This is a genomic window from Rummeliibacillus sp. GQ308, assembly GCF_059759115.1.
In genome coordinates, this window is the sequence record NZ_JCAXDQ010000001.1 from 383,517 (window position 1) to 406,273 (window position 22,757).

The following is a 22,757-nucleotide window of genomic DNA, read 5'->3' on the forward strand; positions in this document are numbered from 1 at the left end:
AATGCTGTACCTCTATCTTATTTATGTAATAGTCTCTGCTATTATCCTTGCGTTGGCTAAAAGAAATGTAAAGGAATGGCTTTTAGGTATGACGCTTGTGTCCTTTTTACCGTTAATTGGCTGGTTGTTACCTAGCATTTGGCCAAAAAAGTTTATTTCAAATGAAGGTAAATTTTTAGAGGATTATATGAATGAGCAAACGAATGATATAGAAATTGAGTTATTAACAAAAGAAGAAAGTGTAAAGCGTGAAAAAGAATTGAATGTGATTCCGATTAAAGAAGCATTGGTTATCAATGATTTTACGACGAGAAGGAAATTGATGCTCGATGTTTTAAAGAAAGACACCATGCAATATATTGATGTCATCAAAATAGCGGTGCTAAATGAGGACTCGGAAACTTCTCACTTTGCTGTAGCTGCTGTCATGGAAGTGAAACGAAAATTATCTCTTTCACTTCAGCGTTTTTCTGTAGAATTTGAAAAGAATCAGCAAGACACAACGGTTGCTAGATCATATGCGCAGGTTGTGAAAGAGTACATGGCAAGCGGATTTTTAGATGATCAAACGTTAAAGAAGTATAAGTATATTTACATCCAAGCTGTAGGGATATTGATTGAACATGGGCAAGGTGAACCAGAGATTTATGAAGAGAAGATGAGAGTAGAAATGGAATTGCAGGAATACCAAGAGGCTGAAAAGACGGGGCTTCAATACTTGGAAGCCTACCCTTTGAATGAGGAGCCCTACCTGTTTCTGATGGAGTACTATTACAGAACAAAATCAAAAATGAAGATGCAGGAGATTTTAGATGAATTGATGAATTCAACAATCCAATTTTCCAATCGTGCTCTTACCGTCGTGAGATACTGGTCGGGAGGAAATAAGCATGAACTTCAAAAGTAAGGAATTAAGAAAAGTATATATTATTCTATTTCTTTTATTTGCCTGTGGTCTTTTACTCTTGTTTTCTCGTTCACAAACCGTTTTGAAAGCTCAAAAAGCAGATCATCCACAAAGAAATCAATATTTGGCAACGTTGGAGAACCAGCGGAAGACACCTCAGCTAACCGGAGATAATTATTGTATAGCATATAATTCTTCAAGCGATTATAACAGGAAGCTAAAAGCGAATGCTGAAAAAGCGCTTGAAAATATGAAAAAGCGAACCACAATTTTTGATACGAAGGAACACCGAGTAAAGTTAAAGGATTGTAATACCACAATTCTTGCTACCGAGCATTTAAAAGATCTTGGTTCTGTAGAGACTATCGAAAAATATGTACAGAATGGTGGCTATGTCCTTTTTATGTCAGTCTTTAATCAGGATTCAGCATATCAAATTTTATATCGGAAGTTGGGTATCTCAAGTTTTGGAGATTATGTATCACCAAAAGGTATTCACCTGTTGTCAAATGTATTAATTGGAGAAAAAGGATATAAAGTCGACGATGATTTTATAACAAACGATTCGATCAGTCTGGATCTTGATGATCAAACAGAATTGCTTGCTGAAAGTGCAGATAAAACGCCGCTCCTCTGGAAAAGTAAATATGGCGAAGGGGCTTTTATGGTTTTCAATGGGACCATCATGCAAGAAAAGATAAGTCGTGGTCTATTTACAGGCGCCTTAAGTCTATTAGTTCCTGATTATATTTATCCTGTGTTTAATGAAAAGCTGTTTTATATTGATGATTTTCCCGCACCTATTCCAAAAGGCAGGAATGCTGCTATATCAAAGGAATATCAGCGTGACATCCCATCTTTCTATAATGAAATTTGGTGGCCGAATATGCTGAAAACAGCGAAGAAGTATGGTTTTAAATACACTGGTGGGATTATTGAATCGTACACAGATGTAGTAACACCTCCTTTTGATAGTGTAGAAGATAAAGATAGCCATTACTTAATTGCCTTTGGTAGAGAATTATTAAAAAGCGGCGGAGAATTAGGCTTTCATGGATTTAATCATCAATCGCTTGTTTTAGACCCAAAAGTATCTTCAGTATATGGCTACAAGGTGTGGAAGGATGAAGAGGATATGTCGGATTCCATTCGTGAACTCAGCGCGTATGTAAGCAGGGCATTCCCAAATTACAAGATTACTAGCTATATTCCGCCATCCAATGTACTGTCTGAAGAAGGAAGACGCGCTTTAAAGGCAGCTTGGCCAGATTTAACTGTCATAAGTTCTGTGTATAGGGAGGATATGACGGGACTCGGCTATGTCCAAGAGTTTGAGGTTGCAAAAGATGGCATTATTGAAATGCCTCGAATTACATCAGGCTATTTTGAGAGTGGATTTGATCGGTGGTCCATCGCTAATACTGTCACAGAGTTAGGGTACTTTTCTCATTTTGCCCACCCCGATGATGTGATTAGTGAAGATCGCAGCAATAATCTTGGCTGGAAAGAGATGTATGATGAATTTGATCAATACATGGCAAGAATTAAAGGAACGTATCCGTGGCTGCGTGCTAATACATCAACAGATGCAGCTTATGAAGTAGCCAATACGCTGCAAATGCAAGTGGAATGGAAGCATACGGAAAATCGTTTGGAAGGTCATATTAGCAACTATGCGCCGAACCAGTTTTATATCCTACGAACAGATAAGAAGCTGAATAGATTAGAGCATTGTGAAGCTACAAAGATTGATACACATACGTACTTAATAGAAGCAAAAAAGGCAGATTTTAAAATTGATTTGGGGGAATCCTGATATGCGCATATGCTTGATAGCTGAAGGATCTTATCCATATGTGGCGGGCGGTGTTTCTAGCTGGATTCACAGCCTTATGACAACGATGAAGGAGCATGAATTTATCATTTATGCTATAGGAGCAGAAATGAAACAAAAGGGACAGTATAAATACCAGCTGCCGCCAAATGTAGTGGAATTAAAAGAGATATTTTTAGATGAATATTTATATGAGAAAAAGAAATGGGGGAAAAGGTATAATCTTTCGACTGTACAGAAAGAGTCCCTCATCTCGTTAATCAATAATGATGTAAATGTGCCCTGGAACGAGTTATTTGATTTGATACGAAGCAAGAAGTTTTCTAATGTAGGCGAATTTTTATCAAGCAAGGATTATTATGATCTGGTCGAGTTTATGGGGAAGAATGAATACACGCAAGCACCTTTCACCGAACTATATTGGACGATCAGCTCTATGTTGCTACCTCTCATATCCATTATCCAGCATGAGGTCCCTAAAGCGGATATCTACCATGCTGTCTCCACAGGATATGCAGGTGTAATAGGGACATTAGCCAAGCATCTATACCAGAAGCCATTGGTCCTGACAGAGCATGGGATCTATTCGCGTGAAAGAGAAGAAGAAATTATTAAAGCAGATTGGGTTAAAGGATATTTCAAAGATATTTGGATTAACTACTTTTACACTTTATCAAGCTCTATTTATCATGCTGCAGACCAAGTCGTGACACTCTTCAACCGTAACAGAGAAATCGAAATAGAATTAGGCTGCCCTGATGAAAAAATTCGGCTTATTCCGAATGGTGTTGAGTGGAAGGATTATCAACAGCTAGAAGTAAAATCAGATACTCAACATATTCGAATTGGAGCAATCGTCAGGGTCGTGCCTATTAAAGATATTAAAACAATGATCCAAAGCTTTGCATTAGTAGAAAAGAAGGTTCCAAATGTTGAGCTCTATATCATGGGCCCTACTGATGAGGACTCTGAGTACTACGAGGAGTGCCTTCAATTGGTAGATGCTCTCGAAATAAAAAATATTGTTTTTACAGGTTTAGTCAATATCAAAGACTTTTTAGGGCAAATAGACTTTTTCCTATTAACTAGTATCAGTGAAGGCCAACCATTGGCTATTCTTGAAGGGTTAGCCTGTGGGAAACCCTTTGTATGCACAAATGTTGGCGGATGCAAAGAAATGCTGTTTGGCGGATTAGATGATGATTGTGGTCAGGCAGGATTTATTGCACCGGTTATGCATTATGAAGAAATCGCGCATTACATGATTGAACTGTGCAATAAACCTGAATTACGCAGAGAATTTGGAAAGAATGGATTGGAACGAGTGAAACATTTTTATACCAGATCTGCTTTGATATCAAACTATCGACAATTATATCAATCGATAGGAGAGGAATAGACATGGCGGGAATTGGTTTTGAACTTCGAAAACTATATAGAGAACAGGGGCTTGTTCAAAATGTAAGAGCTTATGTATATTCTTCTGTGACTACGATTGGTCCAATGATTTTGTGCTTAATTTTGATGTTTGCCCAACAAATGATGATGAAGGCGAATGGCAGCAGATACTTAGAGAACGAGTTGTTTATTGCAACGATGGTTTATAGTTTTGTGTTCTCCATCATCATAACATCTGGATTTTCAATGAGCGCTACTAGATATGTTGCCGACATGGTGTACCAGAAGTCATTCAGCAAAATTATTTCAGCTTATTATGGAACTCTCATTGTTGTCGTGCCGCTAGCTGGAGTAATTGCTCTACTCTTTCTTTATAGTGTGGAAGAATCGATAGGCTATAAACTAGTTGCTTATTTGTTCTTTATAGAATTAGTGATTATTTGGCTACAAAATGTTTTTTTATCTGCCCTGAAAGACTATAAGAGAATAGTACGAGGGTTCGTGATCGGCGTTGTTATTTCAATATTAATTAGTCTCTTATTGTTCAAAGTGACAACACTACCACCCGCAATTAGCGCTTTAGCTGGTATTGATGTGGGATTCGCAGTAATAGTAGGAATGATTATGTTTCACTTTGAACGTGTTTTTCCAAGAGATCCTTCAAAAGATTACTTTGCCTTTTTAACGTATATCCGGAAGTATCCATCTATTTTTTTTAGTGGTCTATTCGTGTATTCTGGCGTTTATATTCATAATTTTGTTTATTGGATATTCTCCGATCGTCATTTTATAGTGGCCGGCCGATTTGTCTTAATGCCATTTTATGATGTGCCAGTTTTTTACGCGTATATCTCTGTATTGTCGTCTCTCGTCTTATTTGTCGTGATGGTAGAAACCAAATTTTATGAAAGGTTTTTAAATTATTACCAAAACGTCGTGAACGGCGGCACATATGAGAGTATGAGCAAAGCAAAGAAGAAGCTTCGGGAAGTATTGATGCAACAGCTGACCTTCCTCGTAGAAGTCCAAGTGCTATTTACGGTTTTATCTATCGCTTTAGGTATTCTGTATTTGCCTAAGATTGGATTTACCATGGAACAACTGGATTTGTTCCTTATATTGTGTTTGGGATATGTCTTCTTTATCATTCTGTTTGTTATCTTGCATTTGCTCATGTATTTTGATGATCGAAAGGGAGTTTTATTTATTAGTGGCTTATTTATACTAGTGAACGTTCTTTTAACGTTTGGCACTCTGAAGATAAATTTTGATGGTGCAGGCATGTTTTTTGCGTCATTCTTTGTTTTATTCATTGCCATTTATCGGTTGCTTTATATTATTAAAAACTTAGATTACTATACCTTCTGTTCTCAGCCAGCTATTACGATGAGCAAGAAGAAGCAGGCTTTATCGCGTCCCTTAAAATCTCTTTCTCTTTTCGTTCTTTCTATTAGTGCGGCAATGTTGCTAACAGCCTGTTCCAAAGAGAGTCAGGCCGATAATAAGAAACAACAAGTGAAGAATGAGATAGAGGTCGAATCTGCGAAAAATAACGATAAGTTAGAAGATGATAAGCGTTTGTATGAAAAAGATCAAGATCACTCGATTAAAAATATGTATATTACCGTGTTGCCAGACAAATCTAAAGGGTTAGATTGGTATAAACTCAATCGAAATACCAATCGCCAGAACAAAGACAAATTGGATATTATTTTTGCCGAAGGCACTGGTGGTGATAAAGGGGAATTTAGTGTAAATGAGGATGAACCTAATGCCAAAATAAGCCTTCGGGGGAACTCTTCACGAGAGGCTGCGCAGAAATCATATAAAATCAAATTGTTTGATAGTGCAGGTCTTTGGCAGCAACAACGCACAATTAATTTAAATAAACATATTGATGATCCTAGTCGTTTACGAAATAAATTGAGTTTTGACTTGATGGAAAAAATTCCACATATGACAAGCCTTCGTACGCAGTTTGTCCATTTGTATGTAAAGGATTTGACTGATGGAAACAAAAAGAAATATGAGGATTATGGCCTCTATACACAAATTGAGCAGCCGAATAAAAGGTTTCTTCGTACACATTTACTAGATCCGAATGGTTATTTATATAAGGTAACTTTCTTTGAATTTAATCGGTATCCTGATGAAATCAAAGTGAAAACAGACCCGAAATATGATAAACAAAAATTTGAATCTATTTTAGAGGTTAAAGGAAAAGATGACCCCGAAAAGTTGATTTCTATGTTGGATGATGTGAATAACGATAATATGCCAATAGAGGATGTTATTGAAAAACACTTTGATGTGGATAATTTGCTTACTTGGACCGCAATGAATATTCTCATGGACAATATGGATACGGATGCCAATAACTTCTTTCTTTATTCACCATTGAATTCTGATAAATGGTTTATCTTGCCGTGGGATTATGATGGCGGTTGGGAATTACAGCGAAGTGTTAATAGTATCCGACCTTACCAAGCAGGGATCAGTAACTATTGGGGAAATGTATTGTTAAATCGTTATTTTCGTTCAGAAAAAAATGTTCAAAGATTAACGGATAAAATTGAAGAGTTATCAAACCTAATCAATAAACGTACAGTGACTGCTCAAATGAATCAATATAAAGGTCTAGTAAAACCATTCGTCTTTAGCAGTCCAGATAAAAATTATTTGCCTATTGAAAATAAGCTTTATGAGAATGACTTAGACTTAATAAGAAATACACCGGATAGAGCTAAGAAAAGATATTATGCGGATATACAAAAACCGAAGCCTTTTTATACGGATGATGTAGAACAAAACGGTAATAAATTGATCTTCACATGGGATGTTTCCTTTGATTTACAGGGCGATGATGTATTTTATACATTTACGGTTGCTAAAGATCCTTCTATGAAAAATATAGTTGCTACTAAGAGAGATATACGCACTAATAGAGTGGAATTAGAAGATTTGGCTAAAGGGCATTATTTCTGGAAGGTATCAGTTAGGGATAGCAAGAACCATCAGCAAACCTCTTTTGATTTGTATACAGATGAAGAAGGAACAAATTATTACGGAATAAGAGATTTTGAGGTAGATTAATATGGATATTGCACAAAAGGTTTTTAGACACGAATTTAAATATTATCTCAACGCTTTAGAATATGTGGCGTTACAAAAGAAGATTGCTAGTTTCTTACCGCTTGATTCCCATTCATTTGATGAAGAGGGGTATCTCATCTCAAGTTTATACTTTGATGGTATACATCAGCATTCACTGTATGACAAAAACAACGGCGTTCTCAATCGAGAGAAATATCGCATTCGTATTTATAATGGGAGCGATCAAAAGATTACGCTAGAGAGAAAAAGTAAGAATGGAGATTTTATATGTAAGGAAAATGCTCCTCTTTCTAAGCAAGAGTACGAGGCCATTTTAAATGGGCATCCGGAGGTCTTGGCAGATAAAGAAGATGTATTGCTCAAGGACTTCTATGCCGCTTTAATGTATCGAAATTTCCAGCCAGTCGTTATTGTGAGTTATACACGAGAGCCATATGTGTATGAGCCTGGTAACGTAAGGATTACATTCGATAAAAAATTAAATGCTGCAGTCAATACTATTGATTTGTTCGATGAACATATGATTTCTCAGGAAGTATTATTGCCGGAACAAGTCATCATGGAAGTGAAATTTGACCATTTTTTACCTGGTAGCATTCGTCAGTTATTACAACCTGAGAGAATGCTGCGTTCTGCTATTTCTAAATATGTGCTATGCAGAGAAGCAACATTTCAAAACTTTAAATAGAAACTTGAGGGAAATTATATGAATGATACAATGGGTTTTCAAGATTTTTTTAAGAAAAGCATTCTTCATCTCGAATCTTTTGAGACGGTATCCTATATTGATATAGTACTAGGGTTAGCTTGTTCTTTTGGCATCGGGATGTTTATCTACTGGATTTATAAAAAATATTTCCGCGGTGTTGTCTATAGCTATAACTATAATGTTTCATTCGTTCTAATGACAATGATTACCACTTTAATCATTATGACCATCAGCTCAAATATTATCCTGTCACTAGGGATGGTAGGGGCTTTGAGTATTGTCCGTTTTAGAACAGCAGTTAAAGATCCATTAGATATAGCATATATGTTTTGGGCGATCGCAGCTGGTATTGCGACAGGGGCTAAAATGTATCCATTATCTATTATTGGTTCTCTTGCATTTGGTCTGGTCATTGCATGGTTGTCTAAGAAGAAAGCAAAACATGAAGTGTACTTGCTGATCATACGGCATACAGATGAAGCAACTGACGAGCTACGTGTATTATTGCGAAAACTAAATACAAAGCTAAAATCCAAAAGCATTCGTAACGGATTTACAGAGGTAACAGTGGAGATTAATTTAGTTGATGACAACACAGCTTTTCTGAGAGAAATTGACCAAATGAATGGTGTGCAGTCTTGCTCCTTAGTCAACTACACAGGCGACTACGCACAATAATGCATAAATTATATACAAACACAGCCTTATATGGAGGCTGTGTTTTTTACGGGTGTGAGCTTTTTTAGTAACCATTAATGGTATTATAGCGGTAGGAATATTTATAGAAAGGAGGAAACCGATATAGTTAATAATATCCGATTTTTATGGCGAGACAATACAATGGGTAGATGTCTTTCTTGCTTGATCATTGCTTGCCTAAGTCTCTTTATCTGGTGTATAGATGCCAGTGCAGAGACAACCACTTCTCGTATTTTTTATGTAGATAATAATGGGAATGACGAGAATAGCGGAACCATACATGAGCCTTGGAAAACAATACAAAAAGCTGCAGACAATACTGCACCTGGAGATCTTGTATATGTTAGGGGAGGTATTTATCCTGAGTTGGTCTCTATTAAAAATTCCGGCACAGCGGAAGATGGATATATTACGTTCAAGGCATATCCAGGAGAAACGCCAGTAATGGATATGAATGAGCAGGTGATAAAGAAAGGGAATTCAGCTTTCTTTACGATAAATGCAAATTACATTGTAATTGACGGATTTGAAATGAAGAACTTAATCACAAACGGTCCTGAATATTACCCGAACGGTATCCTAGTTATGAATCAGAGCCATCACATACGTCTCGTTCAAAATGATATTCATCATATTGAAAATCATTCGAAAAAAGGAAATGCACATGGGATATTGATTTACGGAAATGCCTCAGATCCTATTTCGGATATCACAATCAAGGACAACAATATCCACCATTTAATTCTGGGTAATAGTGAAGCATTAACACTGAACGGTAATGTAGAAAAGTTTACTATATCAGATAATGTAGTACATGATAATAATAATATTGGCATTGATATAGCGGGGTTTTATGGGACATGTACTGGGTGCATAGACCAAGCAAGAAATGGAACGATTAAAAACAATCGTGTCTATCTGAACAGTTCTAAAAAGAACCCATCCTACGCTGGGCACTATGCTGCAGGCGGTATTTATGTAGACGGAGGAAAAGCGGTTAAGATATTAAATAATATCGTATATAAAAATGATTTTGGGATAGAGCTTGCAAGCGAAAGAAAAGGGAAAACAACAAGTTCAGTAACGGTGAAGAATAATAATATCTTCAATAATAACGGGGCAGGTCTTCTATTAGGCGGGGCATATACCTCAAATGGTGGAGCAAGCAAAAATATCATTACAAATAATGCATTCTCTTTAAATGATATTAAGCATCAAGGCTATGGTGAGATTACTTTTCAAAAATATGCCAAAAAGAATCAGATTATAGACAATAAATTTTATATAAAAAAGAAATCGACAACTATTTATCCCGTCCCGAAAAAAAATCCAGAAAACACTTTTAAAAATAACAAAACCTATTTTGAATTCTCCATTTTTCCTACCTATGAATATTTATCTCTATCTTTCTAGGATGCTTTAAATTTTTAATGTAATTAGGAACAATAAAGCCAAACGAAGCGGAAGTTACTTTCTAATTGTTTGGCTTTTCACTTTGTGGAAATTGTATTTGTAAAGCAGCCTTTCCATCTATTAGTAGATATAGTGGGACAAAAATCGGATAAAGACCAACGATTCGAAAAAGTAGTATAATAATGTAGCTAAATACTTACTCAATATGATATAGTTCCTTTTTAGAACCATGGATTTCTTATATAGCAACGCTGGTAAGTTGCGATACATAGTTTTCTTTGAAAGGATTCAATTGTTTAAAAGAAGGAGAGAATATTGTTGAACAAGATAATTTTTGATGTAGATACTGGTATAGATGATGCAATGGCGATGGCATATGCAGTCAAAGCAAGCGAACTGGAGGTGCTTGCCTTTACGACTTGTTTTGGTAATGTGCCAGTGGAGGATGCAACCCGCAATACACTAACTGTACTAGAAAAGTTAGGAAAGCAGATACCGGTTTATCAAGGAGCGGCAGAGACCTTCGCACGTGGTGAGAAAACGCATTGGGCAAGGCATGTCCATGGTGAGGATGGATTAGGTAATAAAAGATCTGATGATATTTTGAATTTCCAGGCGGAAAGCCAATATGCACCTGATTTCATCATTGAACAGGTGAAAAAACACCCACATGAGATTACGATTATTGCTGTTGGACCGCTGACGAACATTGCGCTTGCTATCCAAAAAGATCCAGAAATTGTTTCGCTCGTGAAAGAAGTGGTCATCATGGGTGGTGCAGTAAGAGTACCAGGAAATACGACTCCATTTGCAGAAGCGAATATTCATGCGGATCCGGAAGCAGCAGAATTTGTTTTTGCTTCTGGTATTGAAGTGGTTCTTGTTGGGCTAGATGTAACCATGCAGACATTATTGCCAATTTCCAAGTTGCAAGAATGGCGTGAAACAGGAAAAGAGAGCGCTGCATTTTTGGCAGACATTACAGAGTTTTATATTGATTTTTATGAATCTACATATCCTGGCATTGGCGGCTGCGCGCTTCATGACCCACTAGCTGTAGGCGTTGTGATTGACCCAAGCTTTGTTAAATTGGAGTCCATCGAAGTAGGTGTCGTAACAGAAGGGGAAGAAGTCGGCAGAACCTTCGAGCAGTCAAATGGCGGACCAAAAATTCGCGTATGTACAGAAGTAGATGCAGATAGATTTGTAGAGCATTTTGTTAATCATACTGTATAACGATTTGAAAAAGGGGACCCTACACAGGTGTCCTCTTTTTCTGTCCTGTCTTCTCGACATTTGAGCAGTGCAACGTGTGAGAGCAGATATCGTCCTATGCCTAGGAGGTGGATTTCTAGTGAAGTGGAAGAACAACTTGAAGAAGAAACAGGTTTTTATCTTTTGCCTGTTGCTTTTTTTATGTTTAGTTTCCATGGTTTTTGTAACGAATAACTATGGTGTATATGACCGACCAATTGCTAAAGTAGCCCATATGGAAGTCACGCATTCAGAAGCTGAGATAGATATGAATGGAAATAAAGATCGCCTGTACACGCAGAAGCTGATTGGTGAATTAAAAAATGGCAAACAAAAAGGAAAGAAAATCGAGTTAACGAATTCATACACGAAATCGAAGGCCTACGATCAAGCCTATAAAACGGGTGATGAGTTATTTATCACTATTGATAAGTCAAAAGAGAAGACCTTGAAGGGTACTATCCAAGATGTAAAACGCGATAAATATATGATGGCAGGTTTTTGGGCGTTTCTCTTTGTTTTATACGGGATTGGGAAAAAACAGGGGCTATTCGCTGTCTTTAGCTTAGCTGTCAATATTGCTTTACTGGCAGGAGCTCTTGAAATATATGTACGAACTGGACAAAATCTATTACTTCTTTCGGGTTTATTGGTAATTCTCTTTACAGTTCTGTCGCTTTTGGTTATTAATGGGCCGAACCAAAAAACATATGCAGCCATTTTGACAACGTTGTTAGGGACCTTTGCTTCTATTGGCATTACACTGCTTGTCATGCGGCTGACTTCAGAAAACGGCCTTCGCTATGAAGAGATGCAGTTTTTGACACGACCCTATAAGACCGTGTTCATTGCAGGACTATTTATTGGAGCGCTTGGCGCCGTCATGGATGTTGCGATTACCATCACTTCTTCTATTTTTGAGTTGTGGGAGAAGAACCACGACATAACGATTCAGGCATTGAAAAAGTCTGGACTCGAAATTGGCAGAGATATCATGGGTACCATGACGAGCATTTTGTTTTTTGCATATATTAGCGGTTCTATTCCCATGTTGATTCTCTATTTAAAAAATGCACTTCCGCTAGGATACACGTTGTCCGTTAATCTTTCTTTAGAATTAACACGGGCTTTGGCGGGCGGCATAGGTATCGTGCTGGCGATTCCGATTGGCTTATATATTTCAATTTTTTTCATAAAGAGAAAGAGGGCTAATATATGAATACGATTGTAGTATTGGCAGCAATTTTACTTATTTTAATGATTCTTGTTGGAGGGGCAAAAGGGGCAAAATCCTTCATCGCGTTATTTTTGAATTTTATCGTCATTCTATTTACTGTTATCTTAATGTTAAATTCGCATAATAATCCGGTGGTTTTGACCTTGATTGCATGTATTGGCGTTAGTGCAATCAATCTCTTTTATATTAATGGCATTAACAGCAAAACAGTGATTGCCTTCGTATCGACACTTATCACAATAAGTATTCTTCTTTTGCTTATTTATCTATTCGCCAAAAAAGCGATGATCCAAGGTTTCAGCGAAGAAGAAGAGGAGGGTATCAGTATATTTTCACTGCATATAGGAATAGATTTTGTGAAAGTAGCTGTATCATTAATCATTATCAGTACGCTTGGCGCCATTACCGATGTGGCAATCGCCATTTCTTCGCCGATAAGGGAAGTATTTCATCATCATCCGAAAATAAGCCGCCAGGAGCTTTTCAACTCAGGGATGGTCATTGGCAGAGATATATTGGGCTCTGATACGAATACACTTTTCTTCGCTTTCATTGGTGGCTACATGGCACTGCTACTATGGTTCCGTGATCTATCATATTCCTTTGGGGAAATCATTAATTCGAAAGTCTTCGGAGCGGAAATGCTGACGATTTTCTGTGGAGGTATCGGCATTGCGCTCATTATTCCGATAGCGGCAGGTCTTAATGCATGGTATATCACAAAATATGTACAAGGCGAAGATACAAAACAATACGAATAGAAAAACTGTAATAAGCCTATCATTTCTAATGGAGATGAAGGCTTTTTCTTTATTGTTAGTGGATGACTAGGTTTCGCGTTTCAGTGCTATGCTTTGAAGGGTAGTAATGTACAAAGTGGTTAATTGGCTTCAGTTATTTTTGCGGAAGAATTCACTGCCAATTAACTGAAAAATTTATTTTTGTCTGTGACGAATTAAAGTCCTAAACACCTACTGTTTTCCATATAATAAACCGAATCATCACTCTCACCTGCCGCCGTACAAAAATCTTTAGAAAGAAGGGGAAAAGTTATATAATCAAGAAACACATTGGTGCAGCAGTGGAGGTGATTCTATTTGCAGCAAAAAATATTGCCGGCCATGTCGACGATGAAGGATTTTGAGAAGTTTTTAGCATCGCCCTTTGAAATAGGGGTATTTCTGGAGGTCCACATCTCTCAGCTGAAGAATATCCATAAAATGGCTAAAGAACATAATAAAAAAATGTTTTATCATATGGATTTAGTTCATGGACTAAAAAATGATGATTTTGGGACAACATATGTGTGCCAGGAATATAAACCATATGGACTGATTTCTACCAAATCAACCGTGATTACCACAGCCAAAAAAAATGGCGTAATCGCCGTGCAGAGAATTTTTTTAATTGACAGCCATGCGCTGGAGAAAAGCTATAAACTCATCGAGAAGATAGAACCCGATTTTATAGAAGTAATGCCTGGGGCCATGCCTCATATGATACGTGAGGTAAAAGACAGGTTGAACATTCCAATCTTTGCAGGTGGGCTAATCCGTACAGTGGAAGACGCAGAAAAAGCGCTTAATGCAGGGGCTTCTGCGATTACCACATCAGAGAAAGAAATATGGAAGCGCTTTTCCTAGAAGTTTGAAATGTAAAAATACTTGTTGACAGCGCTTTCTTTTACGATTAATATGTATTGTAAGTTAATAATCGTGAAGGAGATTGGGAGATCACAGGCAGTAGTAGCTCTTTTTGAGAAGCTATCTATGTCTATGGTCTCCCTTTTTCTTTTACACAAATTCATTCAAATAAAGGGGAGCGGTTAGTATGACACCATTTTGGGGTGAAATGTTAGGTACTATGATTTTGGTTGTATTTGGTGCAGGGGTTTGCGCCGGTGCTAATCTAAACAAATCTTTCGCAAAAAACGGAGGATGGGTTGTCATTTCGTTGGCCTGGGGGCTTGCGGTGACAATGGGTGTATTTGCAGTCGGTAGTATAAGCGGCGCACATTTAAATCCAGCTGTAACCATTGGCCTAGCGATGAACGGTGATTTTCCTTGGGCAGATGTACCAAAATATATTCTGGGTCAAATGATTGGAGCTATTTTAGGATCAGTGTTAATCTATCTTCATTATCTTCCACATTGGAAAGCAACAGATGATCCTGCCGCTAAATTAGGTGTATTTGCTACTGGACCAGCAATACCACATACATTTTCAAATCTTTTAAGCGAAATGATTGGTACATTTATTCTGGTGTTAGGCTTAGACTTTATTGGGGCAAACAAATTCTCAGAAGGGCTAAATCCATTAGCTGTAGGTTCCTTGATTGTCGTAATTGGGATGTCGCTTGGCGGAACTACAGGTTATGCGATCAATCCTGCCCGTGATCTCGGTCCTCGTATTGCTCATGCCATCTTACCGATTGCTGGTAAAGGCGGATCTAACTGGGGATATGCTTGGATTCCGGTTGTTGGGCCAATACTAGGTGGTTCACTCGGTGCACTTTTCTTTAAAGCAGCATTTAAAGGAGAGCTAACTGGTTTATTCTGGATTGTACTAATCGTGGTTATCGTGTTGCTTGTTCTATGCTATATCTTTGGCGAGAAAGGGAAAATTGCACACGATCCCAAATCAGCTAAAATAAATGAATAAAAATATATAATGTTATCAGAGTTACTTAAGTCAATTACATCATACAATTTTAATAAATGAACGTTCTTTATCTATATTGTGTAGCAGAAGACGGCGACTCCGCGGGCACGCAAGAACGAAGTGATGAGAAGATATCCTACGGAAAGTGCGTCTGAAGCGGAACGGTTATTGGCAGTAAATCACTGAAAGTGTTACGTAATTATTTTACCTATTTAAAATATGCATTGAGGGGGACATATCATGGAAAAGTACATTTTATCCTTGGATCAAGGAACTACTAGCTCTCGGGCTATTCTTTTTAATCATAAAGGAGAAATCGTTCATACAGCTCAAAAGGAATTTACACAATACTTCCCGCAACCAGGCTGGGTTGAGCATGACGCAAGCCAAATTTGGGGCTCTATCTTAGCGGTGATCGCATCTTGTTTATCCGAAGCAAACGTTAAACCAGAGCAAATCGCGGGTATCGGCATTACTAACCAACGCGAAACAACCGTTGTCTGGGATAAAGAGACAGGCAAACCGATTTACAATGCGATTGTTTGGCAATCACGCCAAACTAGTGGCATTTGCGAGGAATTAAAGGCTGCAGGACATAATGACCTATTCCGTGAGAAAACGGGTCTTCTGATTGATGCTTATTTCTCTGGCACGAAAGTAAAATGGATTCTTGATAATGTGGAAGGCGCACGTGAAAAAGCAGAAGCTGGAAAACTCTTATTCGGAACCATTGATACTTGGTTGATTTGGAAACTATCTGGTGGCAAAGCGCATGTAACAGATTACACAAATGCTTCTCGCACACTTATGTTCAACATCTATGACTTGGAATGGGATGAAGAGCTTCTTTCTATTCTGGATGTGCCAAAACAAATGCTTCCTGAAGTGCGTCCATCATCAGAAGTATATGCGAATACGGTAGATTACCACTTCTTTGGGCAAGAGATTCCGATTGCTGGTGCTGCAGGCGACCAACAGGCAGCGCTATTCGGCCAGGCATGCTTTGAACCAGGCATGGCGAAAAACACATATGGCACAGGCTGCTTTATGCTCATGAATACAGGTGAAAAACCTGTACCTTCTAAACATGGTCTTTTAACAACCATCGCATGGGGATTGAATGGAAAAGTGGAATATGCATTAGAGGGAAGTATATTTGTTGCAGGTTCTGCAATCCAATGGTTACGTGATGGACTGCGAATGTTCAGAGATGCCGCTGACAGTGAAGAATACGCTACAAGTGTAGAATCTACTGATGGCGTTTATGTGGTACCTGCTTTTGTAGGTCTTGGTACTCCATATTGGGACAGCGATGTGCGAGGTGCAGTGTTCGGCCTAACTCGCGGAACATCCAAAGAGCATTTTGTACGCGCTACACTTGAATCACTTGCTTATCAAACGAAAGATGTTCTTTCATCTATGGAATCAGATTCAGGTATCGAGCTTAAAACATTGCGTGTAGACGGCGGTGCAGTGAAGAATAATTTCTTAATGGAATTCCAAAGCGATATACTAAATGTGCCGGTAGAACGTCCACGCATTAATGAGACAACAGCTTTAGGCGCTGCATATTTAGCAGGTCTTGCTGTTGGTTTCTGGGACAATGAGGATGAGATCGCCCAACAATGGGCGATTGACCAGGCATTCGAGCCTACCATGGAAGAAGAAAGAAGAAATGACCTATACAATGGCTGGAAAAAAGCGATTCATGCAACAATGGCTTTTAAATAGTAACCACTTTTTAATGACAGCACATGTAGAAAATGATATAATAGAACCAAGTTAATAACAGGTTGGAGATTTGGAGAGGCCAAAGAAACATTTATTTATAAATGTTTTCTTTGGCCTCTTTTTATTTTATTCTCAGGAGGGTTTACTGTGGAATTTTCAAATAAAAATCGGCAAGAAATCAAGAAAGCAATGACTGATGTACAACATGATGTCCTCGTAATCGGTGGTGGAATTACAGGTGCCGGGATTGCGTTAGATGCATCAACACGTGGCATGAAAATAGCGCTAGTGGAAATGCAAGATTTTGCGGCAGGCACATCTAGCCGTTCAACTAAGTTAGTACATGGCGGTTTGCGCTATTTAAAACAACTGCAAGTCGGAGTAGTTGCAGAAGTAGGGAAAGAAAGAGCGATTGTTTATGAAAATGGCCCACATGTGACAACCCCTGAATGGATGTTGTTGCCATTCCATAAAGGGGGAACATTCGGCAGATATAGTACCTCTCTAGGTTTGAAAGTCTATGACTTTTTAGCAGGCGTAAAAAGATCTGAACGTAGAAAAATGCTATCAAAAGACGAAACGATCGAACGTGCACCACTTGTAAAAAAAGAAGACCTCATTGGCGGTGGCTACTATGTAGAATACCGGACAGACGATGCACGTTTAACAATGGAAACGATGAAAGAAGCTGTGAAATTCGGCGCATTGGCATTGAATTATGCACGTGTAGAAGAGCTCTTATATGAAAACGGAAAAATTATCGGTGTGACCGTGCGTGACCTTTTAACAGATGAAACATTTAACATCACAGCGAAAAAAATCGTCAATGCAGCAGGACCATGGGTAGATGATATTCGTGAAAAAGACCATTCAAAAAAAGGCAAAGTCCTGCAATTATCGAAAGGTGTTCACCTTGTGTTCGACCAATCAAAATTCCCATTGAAACAAGCTGTATATTTCGACACGCCAGACGGACGTATGGTGTTCGCGATTCCGCGTGAAGGAAAAACGTATGTGGGCACAACAGATACTTTCTATAATAAAGAAAAGGCAACACCACGCATGACAACAGAAGATAGAAACTATATCATCAAAGCGATAAACTATATGTTCCCGACTGTTGGCATAAAAGATGATGATGTTGAATCTAGCTGGGCTGGCGTTCGTCCACTGATTTATCAAGAAGGAAAAAATGCGTCTGAGATATCCCGAAAAGATGAAATTTGGGAATCTCAATCTGGCCTAATCACCATTGCAGGCGGTAAATTGACAGGCTATCGTAAAATGGCTGAAAATGTAGTCGATCTTGTGGCTAAGAAATTTGCTGCAGAAGAAAATCGTCAATTCCCAGGCACAAAAACAAAACATCTTCCATTATCAGGCGGACATGTTGGCGGTTCAAAAGGTTTCCAAACCTTTATGGCCAATCAGCTTAAAAATGGTATCGATGCAGGATTAACTGAAAAAGAATCAAACGATATAGTACGTAAATATGGTTCAAATGCGGAAATTTTATTTGAAATTGCCCGTACGAAAAAAGAGGAAGCAAAAGATTGTGGCTTGCCTCTTGGCCTATTCTCTATGCTTGTATATGCAATCGAGCACGAAATGGCTGTAACACCGCTCGACTTTTTCCTAAGACGAACAGGTTTCCTTCTATTCTCAATAGATACTGTGAGACAATCAAAAGAAAGAGTTATTCATTATATGCAAACAGTCTTTGGTTGGTCTGAAGAAGAGAAAGCACGTCTTGAGGAAGAGCTAGAACGCGAATTGAATTTTGCAGTGATTCCAGCAGATTTACAAAAATAATAATCACATTGAAACTATGAAAGTCTCCATCTTCTAAAAAGATGGAGACTTTTTTGTTGGATGAAATACTGTCAAAAATCTATCACACCTTTTCTATTTACACTTTATAAATGGTGTAAATACTAACAAATTGACCTATCTTAGTCAAGATACATCTCAATCTAATGCGTGTCGAATTCTAGCGGAATTTTGGTTACGGAATATATTTCCAAAATTTTGAATAAAAGCTATGATTCATATGACTATGTTTTTAGGAGGGGAAATGTTGAAATCATTTTATCAGAAACTCGCTATTCTAGGTGTCAGTACTGGCCTTATGGCTTCTACTATCATGCCAACTTGGACAGCGGCAGTAAGCAAGCCATATAGTAGTACAAATCTTTCTAAGTTCGAGGCGAAGGGAATCCACTCAGGAGATACCGAAAAGCAAAACCCATTGAGCAAGGATACACTCGTTATTAAATTTGATAAGCCTCTGACAGCAACAGAGCACAAACTTGCAGGTGGTACAGTCGTAAAGCAGTTTTCGAACCTGCACTATGCCGTAGTAAAAGTGAAGGACAAGAAAAACCTGTATAAAGTGATTCAAAAATATCAAAAACTTCAGAAGGTCCAATCTATCGGCCCAAGTGTAAACTATCAAACAATGGGGAATACCGACCCGAAAGCTGCAGAGCAGTATCATCTCTCTATGTTAAATATCACCAAAGCCCAGCAGCTAGCGGGTAAAACCAAAGTGACTGTAGCGGTCATTGATACAGGTATTGACACAACACATCCAGATCTAAAGGGCTTATTTTTGCCTGGCTATAACGCCCTGGACCCAATGCATCAGCCTGCAACAGATAATCATGGAACACATGTGGCCGGGATTATAGCAGCCAATAAAAATAACGGAATTGGTGGATACGGGATAAATCCAAATGTCAAAATCCTGCCGATAGATGTGTTTGAACGTTGGGGTGCTAGTGACTATAGCATAGCTGAAGGGATTTTACATGCAGTAAAAAAAGGCGCAAAGGTAATTAATATGAGTCTTGGTGGTCCAATGCCCTCGCCTTTAATCGAAGAAGCGATCAATAAAGCGAATGAAAAAGGCGTGGTCGTCGTGGCGTCTGCGGGCAACTCTGGAGATGATTGGGTGAATTATCCGGCTGGCTATGAAGGCGTCATCAGCGTAGGAGCTGTGGATAGCCGAAAAAAATTAGCGGATTATTCGAGTTACGGAACTTCTGTTGATCTTGTCGCCCCAGGAGATGAAATTTACAGCACTTTTTATGAGGCAGAGAAGAAATCAAGCTTCCAAAAAATGAGCGGTACTTCTATGGCTTCGCCAATGGTAGCAGGTGCCGCTGCTTTATTGCTGTCCAAATATCCAAAATTAACGCCGTCACAAGTCGAGTATATTTTAGAGCAAAGCGCGACAGACTTAGGTCCAGCAGGTTTTGACGAGAAATATGCGAACGGTCTCCTGAATGTTGTAGAAGCGATGAAATTTAACACTAAGAAAGTTCCTACATTTGTAAAGGAAAAGTGGAATCAGCAGGAAATACTTAACAATGCTCAAAAAGTAGAAAGCAACGATAAGATAAAAATAGATGGCCAGATAACGAAGCCTTTTGAACAAAAATGGATCCAGTTTAAGGTTGAAGAAGGTGACTCGATTCAAGCTGTGCTAGAAGGTGCTGCCCAGTATGATTATAAAATGATGATCCATTTCTATGGGGATAACAAAAAAGAAATAATGGACGTAAATAGCACCGGAGCTGGCAAGCCGGAAGGAAAGCTTGTAAAGGCACCATTTTCAGGAACTGTGGCTATTGGCGTGAAAGATGTAAACGGTAGCTATGACAGCACATCAAAAAAACAATCTCATTATTCATTGTCCGTTGAAAAAACGAAGGAACTCCCTAAGGATGATTCATCTGTAGAAAATATGGTAGCTATAGATGCACTCCCATTCGAATCGAAAGAGGGCTATACATTCATCGGTGAGAAAGGCGATAATGATTACTATACTTTCAAAGTTGAGGAGAAACAAGCGGTTAAGATTACGACAACTGGAGTGCCAGGTGTGAATCCAAGCATGAGCTTGTATCAATTAGACCAACTACTATCGCCTGATGAGGAAACAACAGAAGAAGAAAAAACAAAATTGCTTAAGAACATGCTAGAGGGAAAAGATGAAATTGAACCAATTGCTTATGCCAATAATGGTGGTACAAGTGAAGGTGATAAGCTTACTTATTCAGCTGAGCCGGGAACCTATATCCTTAAAGTCTCCAATAAACCAAGCAATTACTTTGGCCTTTTTGACTTCTTTATGGGTATGGAGATTTCAGAATCCAATACATCCGTTGAACAATCGATTATTCCTTATGGATTAAAAATAGAAACGAAAGTGCTCCCAGAGGATGAGGATAACTATCCGAAAATGGAAGATAAAGAATCTACTGAAGAAACAGAGGGAACTGAAAGCCTACAAACAGATGCGCTTGCCAAACAACGAGCAGCACTTGAGGAGGCAGAAGAACAAGAGTCAGAAGATCCACAAACAGAAGATCCTAATGAATATGTTCAGGGGATACTTGATAGCGCAAGACCTTACTCTATGATTGGGGAGACATCCGCTTATTTGCAAAACAACATGGATGAGGATTGGTATATCATCAAGCCAGAACAAACAGCCATCTTTAAATTTACGTTAGAAAATAAAGATAATGAGATTCCAATGATGGATATATATCAGCTTGATGAGGAGAAAAATGAAAAAGGTGAAAAAATATTAAACTTAAATAACCTTGGTGATAACATTGATTGGGGCAGTAGTTTAATCTCAACCAAGAAGAATTTCTATACAGGTTTTAAAAAAGGCAAGACATATTTAGTGAATATCCAATCGAATTACTTTAATGATTCTAATAGTATTTCGTTTGAACCGTACAAGCTAAGCTCTAAGGTAAGGCTATCCGGAGTAGAGGATCAATATGAAGACAATGATTCATTTGAGAATGTGAAAAATTTACCTGGAGCATCGTTTAAAGGGAATTTTGCAATGCCATATGATAGGGATATTTTTTATTATCAGGCAAAGAAAACGGAGTTAATCGGTGTTACCATTGATGAGCACACCATTACAGATACCATGAAAGCAACATATGCTAAGGATTTATTAAGCGTATATGCAGGTTTGACGGGTATAATTGAAGACCGAAATAATAATAGAAAAATAGATGAAGAAGAATATAATTATGTTCATGTCATTGACAAGGGTATTTGGGGTCATTTATATGGGTCATTTAACGCTAAAAAGGGAAAAAATTATTTCATTATGATGGAACCAATGATGAATGGTAATGTTCCAATGTCTATTGTCCCTTACACATTTACACTTGCTTCAGCACCCACGAAGGATGAAGATGCTGGCTCAGTTGTGAAGAAAAATATCCCGTCTAAGCCACTTAAGCTGAAAGGAACAAAGGTGAAAACTGCCACAGGCTACTTCAATGCAGGTATCACAAAGGGAGATAGCGACTGGTATGAATATAATGTAACGAAAAATACCAAAGGGGTCATCAAGCTATCTACTGGCCAAGAAATTGATGGTGTCATTTCTGTTTATAAAAATGGAAAACTAGTATTTAAGTCAGATTACTATTCTAGCGGCGATGCAGAAATCACCCCATTTAATCTGAAAAAAGGCAGATATCATATCAAGGTGAATGATGTAAATGGCAATGCTAGCATGAAGCCATATAAACTAAGCATTTCAACTAATAAATAAGAATTAAAAAGTCTTCAATCTCTAAGGAGGTTGAAGACTTTTTTAGTAGAAGTATATATTTGATAGATTGTAATTTGCGGAAGTGGAAATAACGAAGACTCCTGCGGGATAGCGAGACAGACGAGACCCCACAGCGTAGCGAGGAGGCTCGGCGCTCGCCCGCGGAAAGCGTAGTTAATTCCACTTCTTCACAAGTTCAAATTA

15 protein-coding genes are annotated in these 22,757 nt (G+C 38.2%); all 15 read left to right on the forward strand.

Annotation, left to right across the window (positions count from 1 at the left end):
* Position 1 precedes the first annotated feature (1 nt).
* Entirely contained in the window at positions 2–907 is a 906-nt protein-coding gene (locus AC6CHJ_RS01860) for a hypothetical protein (protein WP_498287113.1), read from the forward strand.
* Positions 891–2,723, forward strand: a complete 1,833-nt coding sequence (locus AC6CHJ_RS01865; protein ID WP_498287114.1) for a DUF2194 domain-containing protein — start codon at positions 891–893, stop codon at positions 2,721–2,723. Before AC6CHJ_RS01860 ends, AC6CHJ_RS01865 begins: the two co-directional genes overlap by 17 nt.
* Before the next feature lies 1 nt (position 2,724).
* The gene (gene pelF / locus AC6CHJ_RS01870; protein ID WP_498287115.1) at positions 2,725–4,140 is read left to right on the forward strand and encodes a GT4 family glycosyltransferase PelF; all 1,416 of its coding nucleotides are present in this window, start codon (positions 2,725–2,727) and stop codon (positions 4,138–4,140) included.
* Positions 4,141–4,142: 2 nt separating this feature from the next.
* Positions 4,143–7,232 (forward strand): exopolysaccharide Pel transporter PelG, encoded by a 3,090-nt coding sequence (gene pelG / locus AC6CHJ_RS01875; protein ID WP_498287116.1) that lies wholly within the window; start codon positions 4,143–4,145, stop codon positions 7,230–7,232.
* 1 nt (position 7,233) lies between these two features.
* Positions 7,234–7,941, forward strand: coding sequence for a polyphosphate polymerase domain-containing protein (locus AC6CHJ_RS01880; protein ID WP_498287117.1), 708 nt, complete (start codon positions 7,234–7,236; stop codon positions 7,939–7,941).
* A gap of 18 nt (positions 7,942–7,959) precedes the next feature.
* Positions 7,960–8,640: a DUF4956 domain-containing protein gene (locus AC6CHJ_RS01885; protein WP_147195136.1), complete on the forward strand. Its 681-nt coding sequence runs from the start codon at positions 7,960–7,962 to the stop codon at positions 8,638–8,640.
* Between the two features lie 162 nt (positions 8,641–8,802).
* Positions 8,803–10,074 (forward strand): right-handed parallel beta-helix repeat-containing protein, encoded by a 1,272-nt coding sequence (locus AC6CHJ_RS01890; RefSeq protein ID WP_498287118.1) that lies wholly within the window; start codon positions 8,803–8,805, stop codon positions 10,072–10,074.
* Between the two features lie 318 nt (positions 10,075–10,392).
* Positions 10,393–11,310, forward strand: a complete 918-nt coding sequence (locus tag AC6CHJ_RS01895) for a nucleoside hydrolase (protein ID WP_498287119.1) — start codon at positions 10,393–10,395, stop codon at positions 11,308–11,310.
* A 118-nt stretch (positions 11,311–11,428) separates the two neighbouring features.
* Positions 11,429–12,547, forward strand: a complete 1,119-nt coding sequence (locus AC6CHJ_RS01900; protein ID WP_498287120.1) for a YibE/F family protein — start codon at positions 11,429–11,431, stop codon at positions 12,545–12,547.
* A complete protein-coding gene (locus AC6CHJ_RS01905; RefSeq protein WP_498287121.1) occupies positions 12,544–13,326 on the forward strand; it encodes a YibE/F family protein in 783 nt (260 codons plus the stop codon). Before AC6CHJ_RS01900 ends, AC6CHJ_RS01905 begins: the two co-directional genes overlap by 4 nt.
* 336 nt (positions 13,327–13,662) lie before the next feature.
* Entirely contained in the window at positions 13,663–14,208 is a 546-nt protein-coding gene (locus AC6CHJ_RS01910) for a glycerol-3-phosphate responsive antiterminator (RefSeq protein WP_280524617.1), read from the forward strand.
* 187 nt (positions 14,209–14,395) lie between these two features.
* On the forward strand, positions 14,396–15,226 hold the full coding sequence (locus AC6CHJ_RS01915; protein ID WP_498287122.1) for an MIP/aquaporin family protein: 831 nt from the start codon (positions 14,396–14,398) through the stop codon (positions 15,224–15,226).
* 240 nt (positions 15,227–15,466) lie between these two features.
* Positions 15,467–16,957, forward strand: coding sequence for a glycerol kinase GlpK (gene glpK / locus AC6CHJ_RS01920; protein WP_498287123.1), 1,491 nt, complete (start codon positions 15,467–15,469; stop codon positions 16,955–16,957).
* Positions 16,958–17,104: 147 nt separating this feature from the next.
* Positions 17,105–18,769 carry a glycerol-3-phosphate dehydrogenase/oxidase gene (locus AC6CHJ_RS01925; protein WP_498287124.1) on the forward strand — a complete coding sequence of 555 codons (1,665 nt, stop codon included), beginning with the start codon at positions 17,105–17,107 and terminating at the stop codon, positions 18,767–18,769.
* Between the two features lie 265 nt (positions 18,770–19,034).
* Positions 19,035–22,553 (forward strand): S8 family peptidase, encoded by a 3,519-nt coding sequence (locus AC6CHJ_RS01930; protein WP_498287125.1) that lies wholly within the window; start codon positions 19,035–19,037, stop codon positions 22,551–22,553.
* The last annotated feature ends 204 nt before the right edge of the window (positions 22,554–22,757 follow it).

Excerpts from the sequence above, each read along its gene's own strand:
- AC6CHJ_RS01860 (WP_498287113.1), top strand. The coding sequence starts at position 2 with ATGCTGTACCTCTATCTTATTTATGTAATAGTCTCTGCTATTATCCTT.
- AC6CHJ_RS01865 (WP_498287114.1), top strand. The coding sequence starts at position 891 with ATGAACTTCAAAAGTAAGGAATTAAGAAAAGTATATATTATTCTATTT.
- pelF (WP_498287115.1), top strand. The coding sequence starts at position 2,725 with ATGCGCATATGCTTGATAGCTGAAGGATCTTATCCATATGTGGCGGGC.
- pelG (WP_498287116.1), top strand. The coding sequence starts at position 4,143 with ATGGCGGGAATTGGTTTTGAACTTCGAAAACTATATAGAGAACAGGGG.
- AC6CHJ_RS01880 (WP_498287117.1), top strand. The coding sequence starts at position 7,234 with ATGGATATTGCACAAAAGGTTTTTAGACACGAATTTAAATATTATCTC.
- AC6CHJ_RS01885 (WP_147195136.1), top strand. The coding sequence starts at position 7,960 with ATGAATGATACAATGGGTTTTCAAGATTTTTTTAAGAAAAGCATTCTT.
- AC6CHJ_RS01890 (WP_498287118.1), top strand. The coding sequence starts at position 8,803 with ATGGGTAGATGTCTTTCTTGCTTGATCATTGCTTGCCTAAGTCTCTTT.
- AC6CHJ_RS01905 (WP_498287121.1), top strand. The coding sequence starts at position 12,544 with ATGAATACGATTGTAGTATTGGCAGCAATTTTACTTATTTTAATGATT.
- AC6CHJ_RS01915 (WP_498287122.1), top strand. The coding sequence starts at position 14,396 with ATGACACCATTTTGGGGTGAAATGTTAGGTACTATGATTTTGGTTGTA.
- glpK (WP_498287123.1), top strand. The coding sequence starts at position 15,467 with ATGGAAAAGTACATTTTATCCTTGGATCAAGGAACTACTAGCTCTCGG.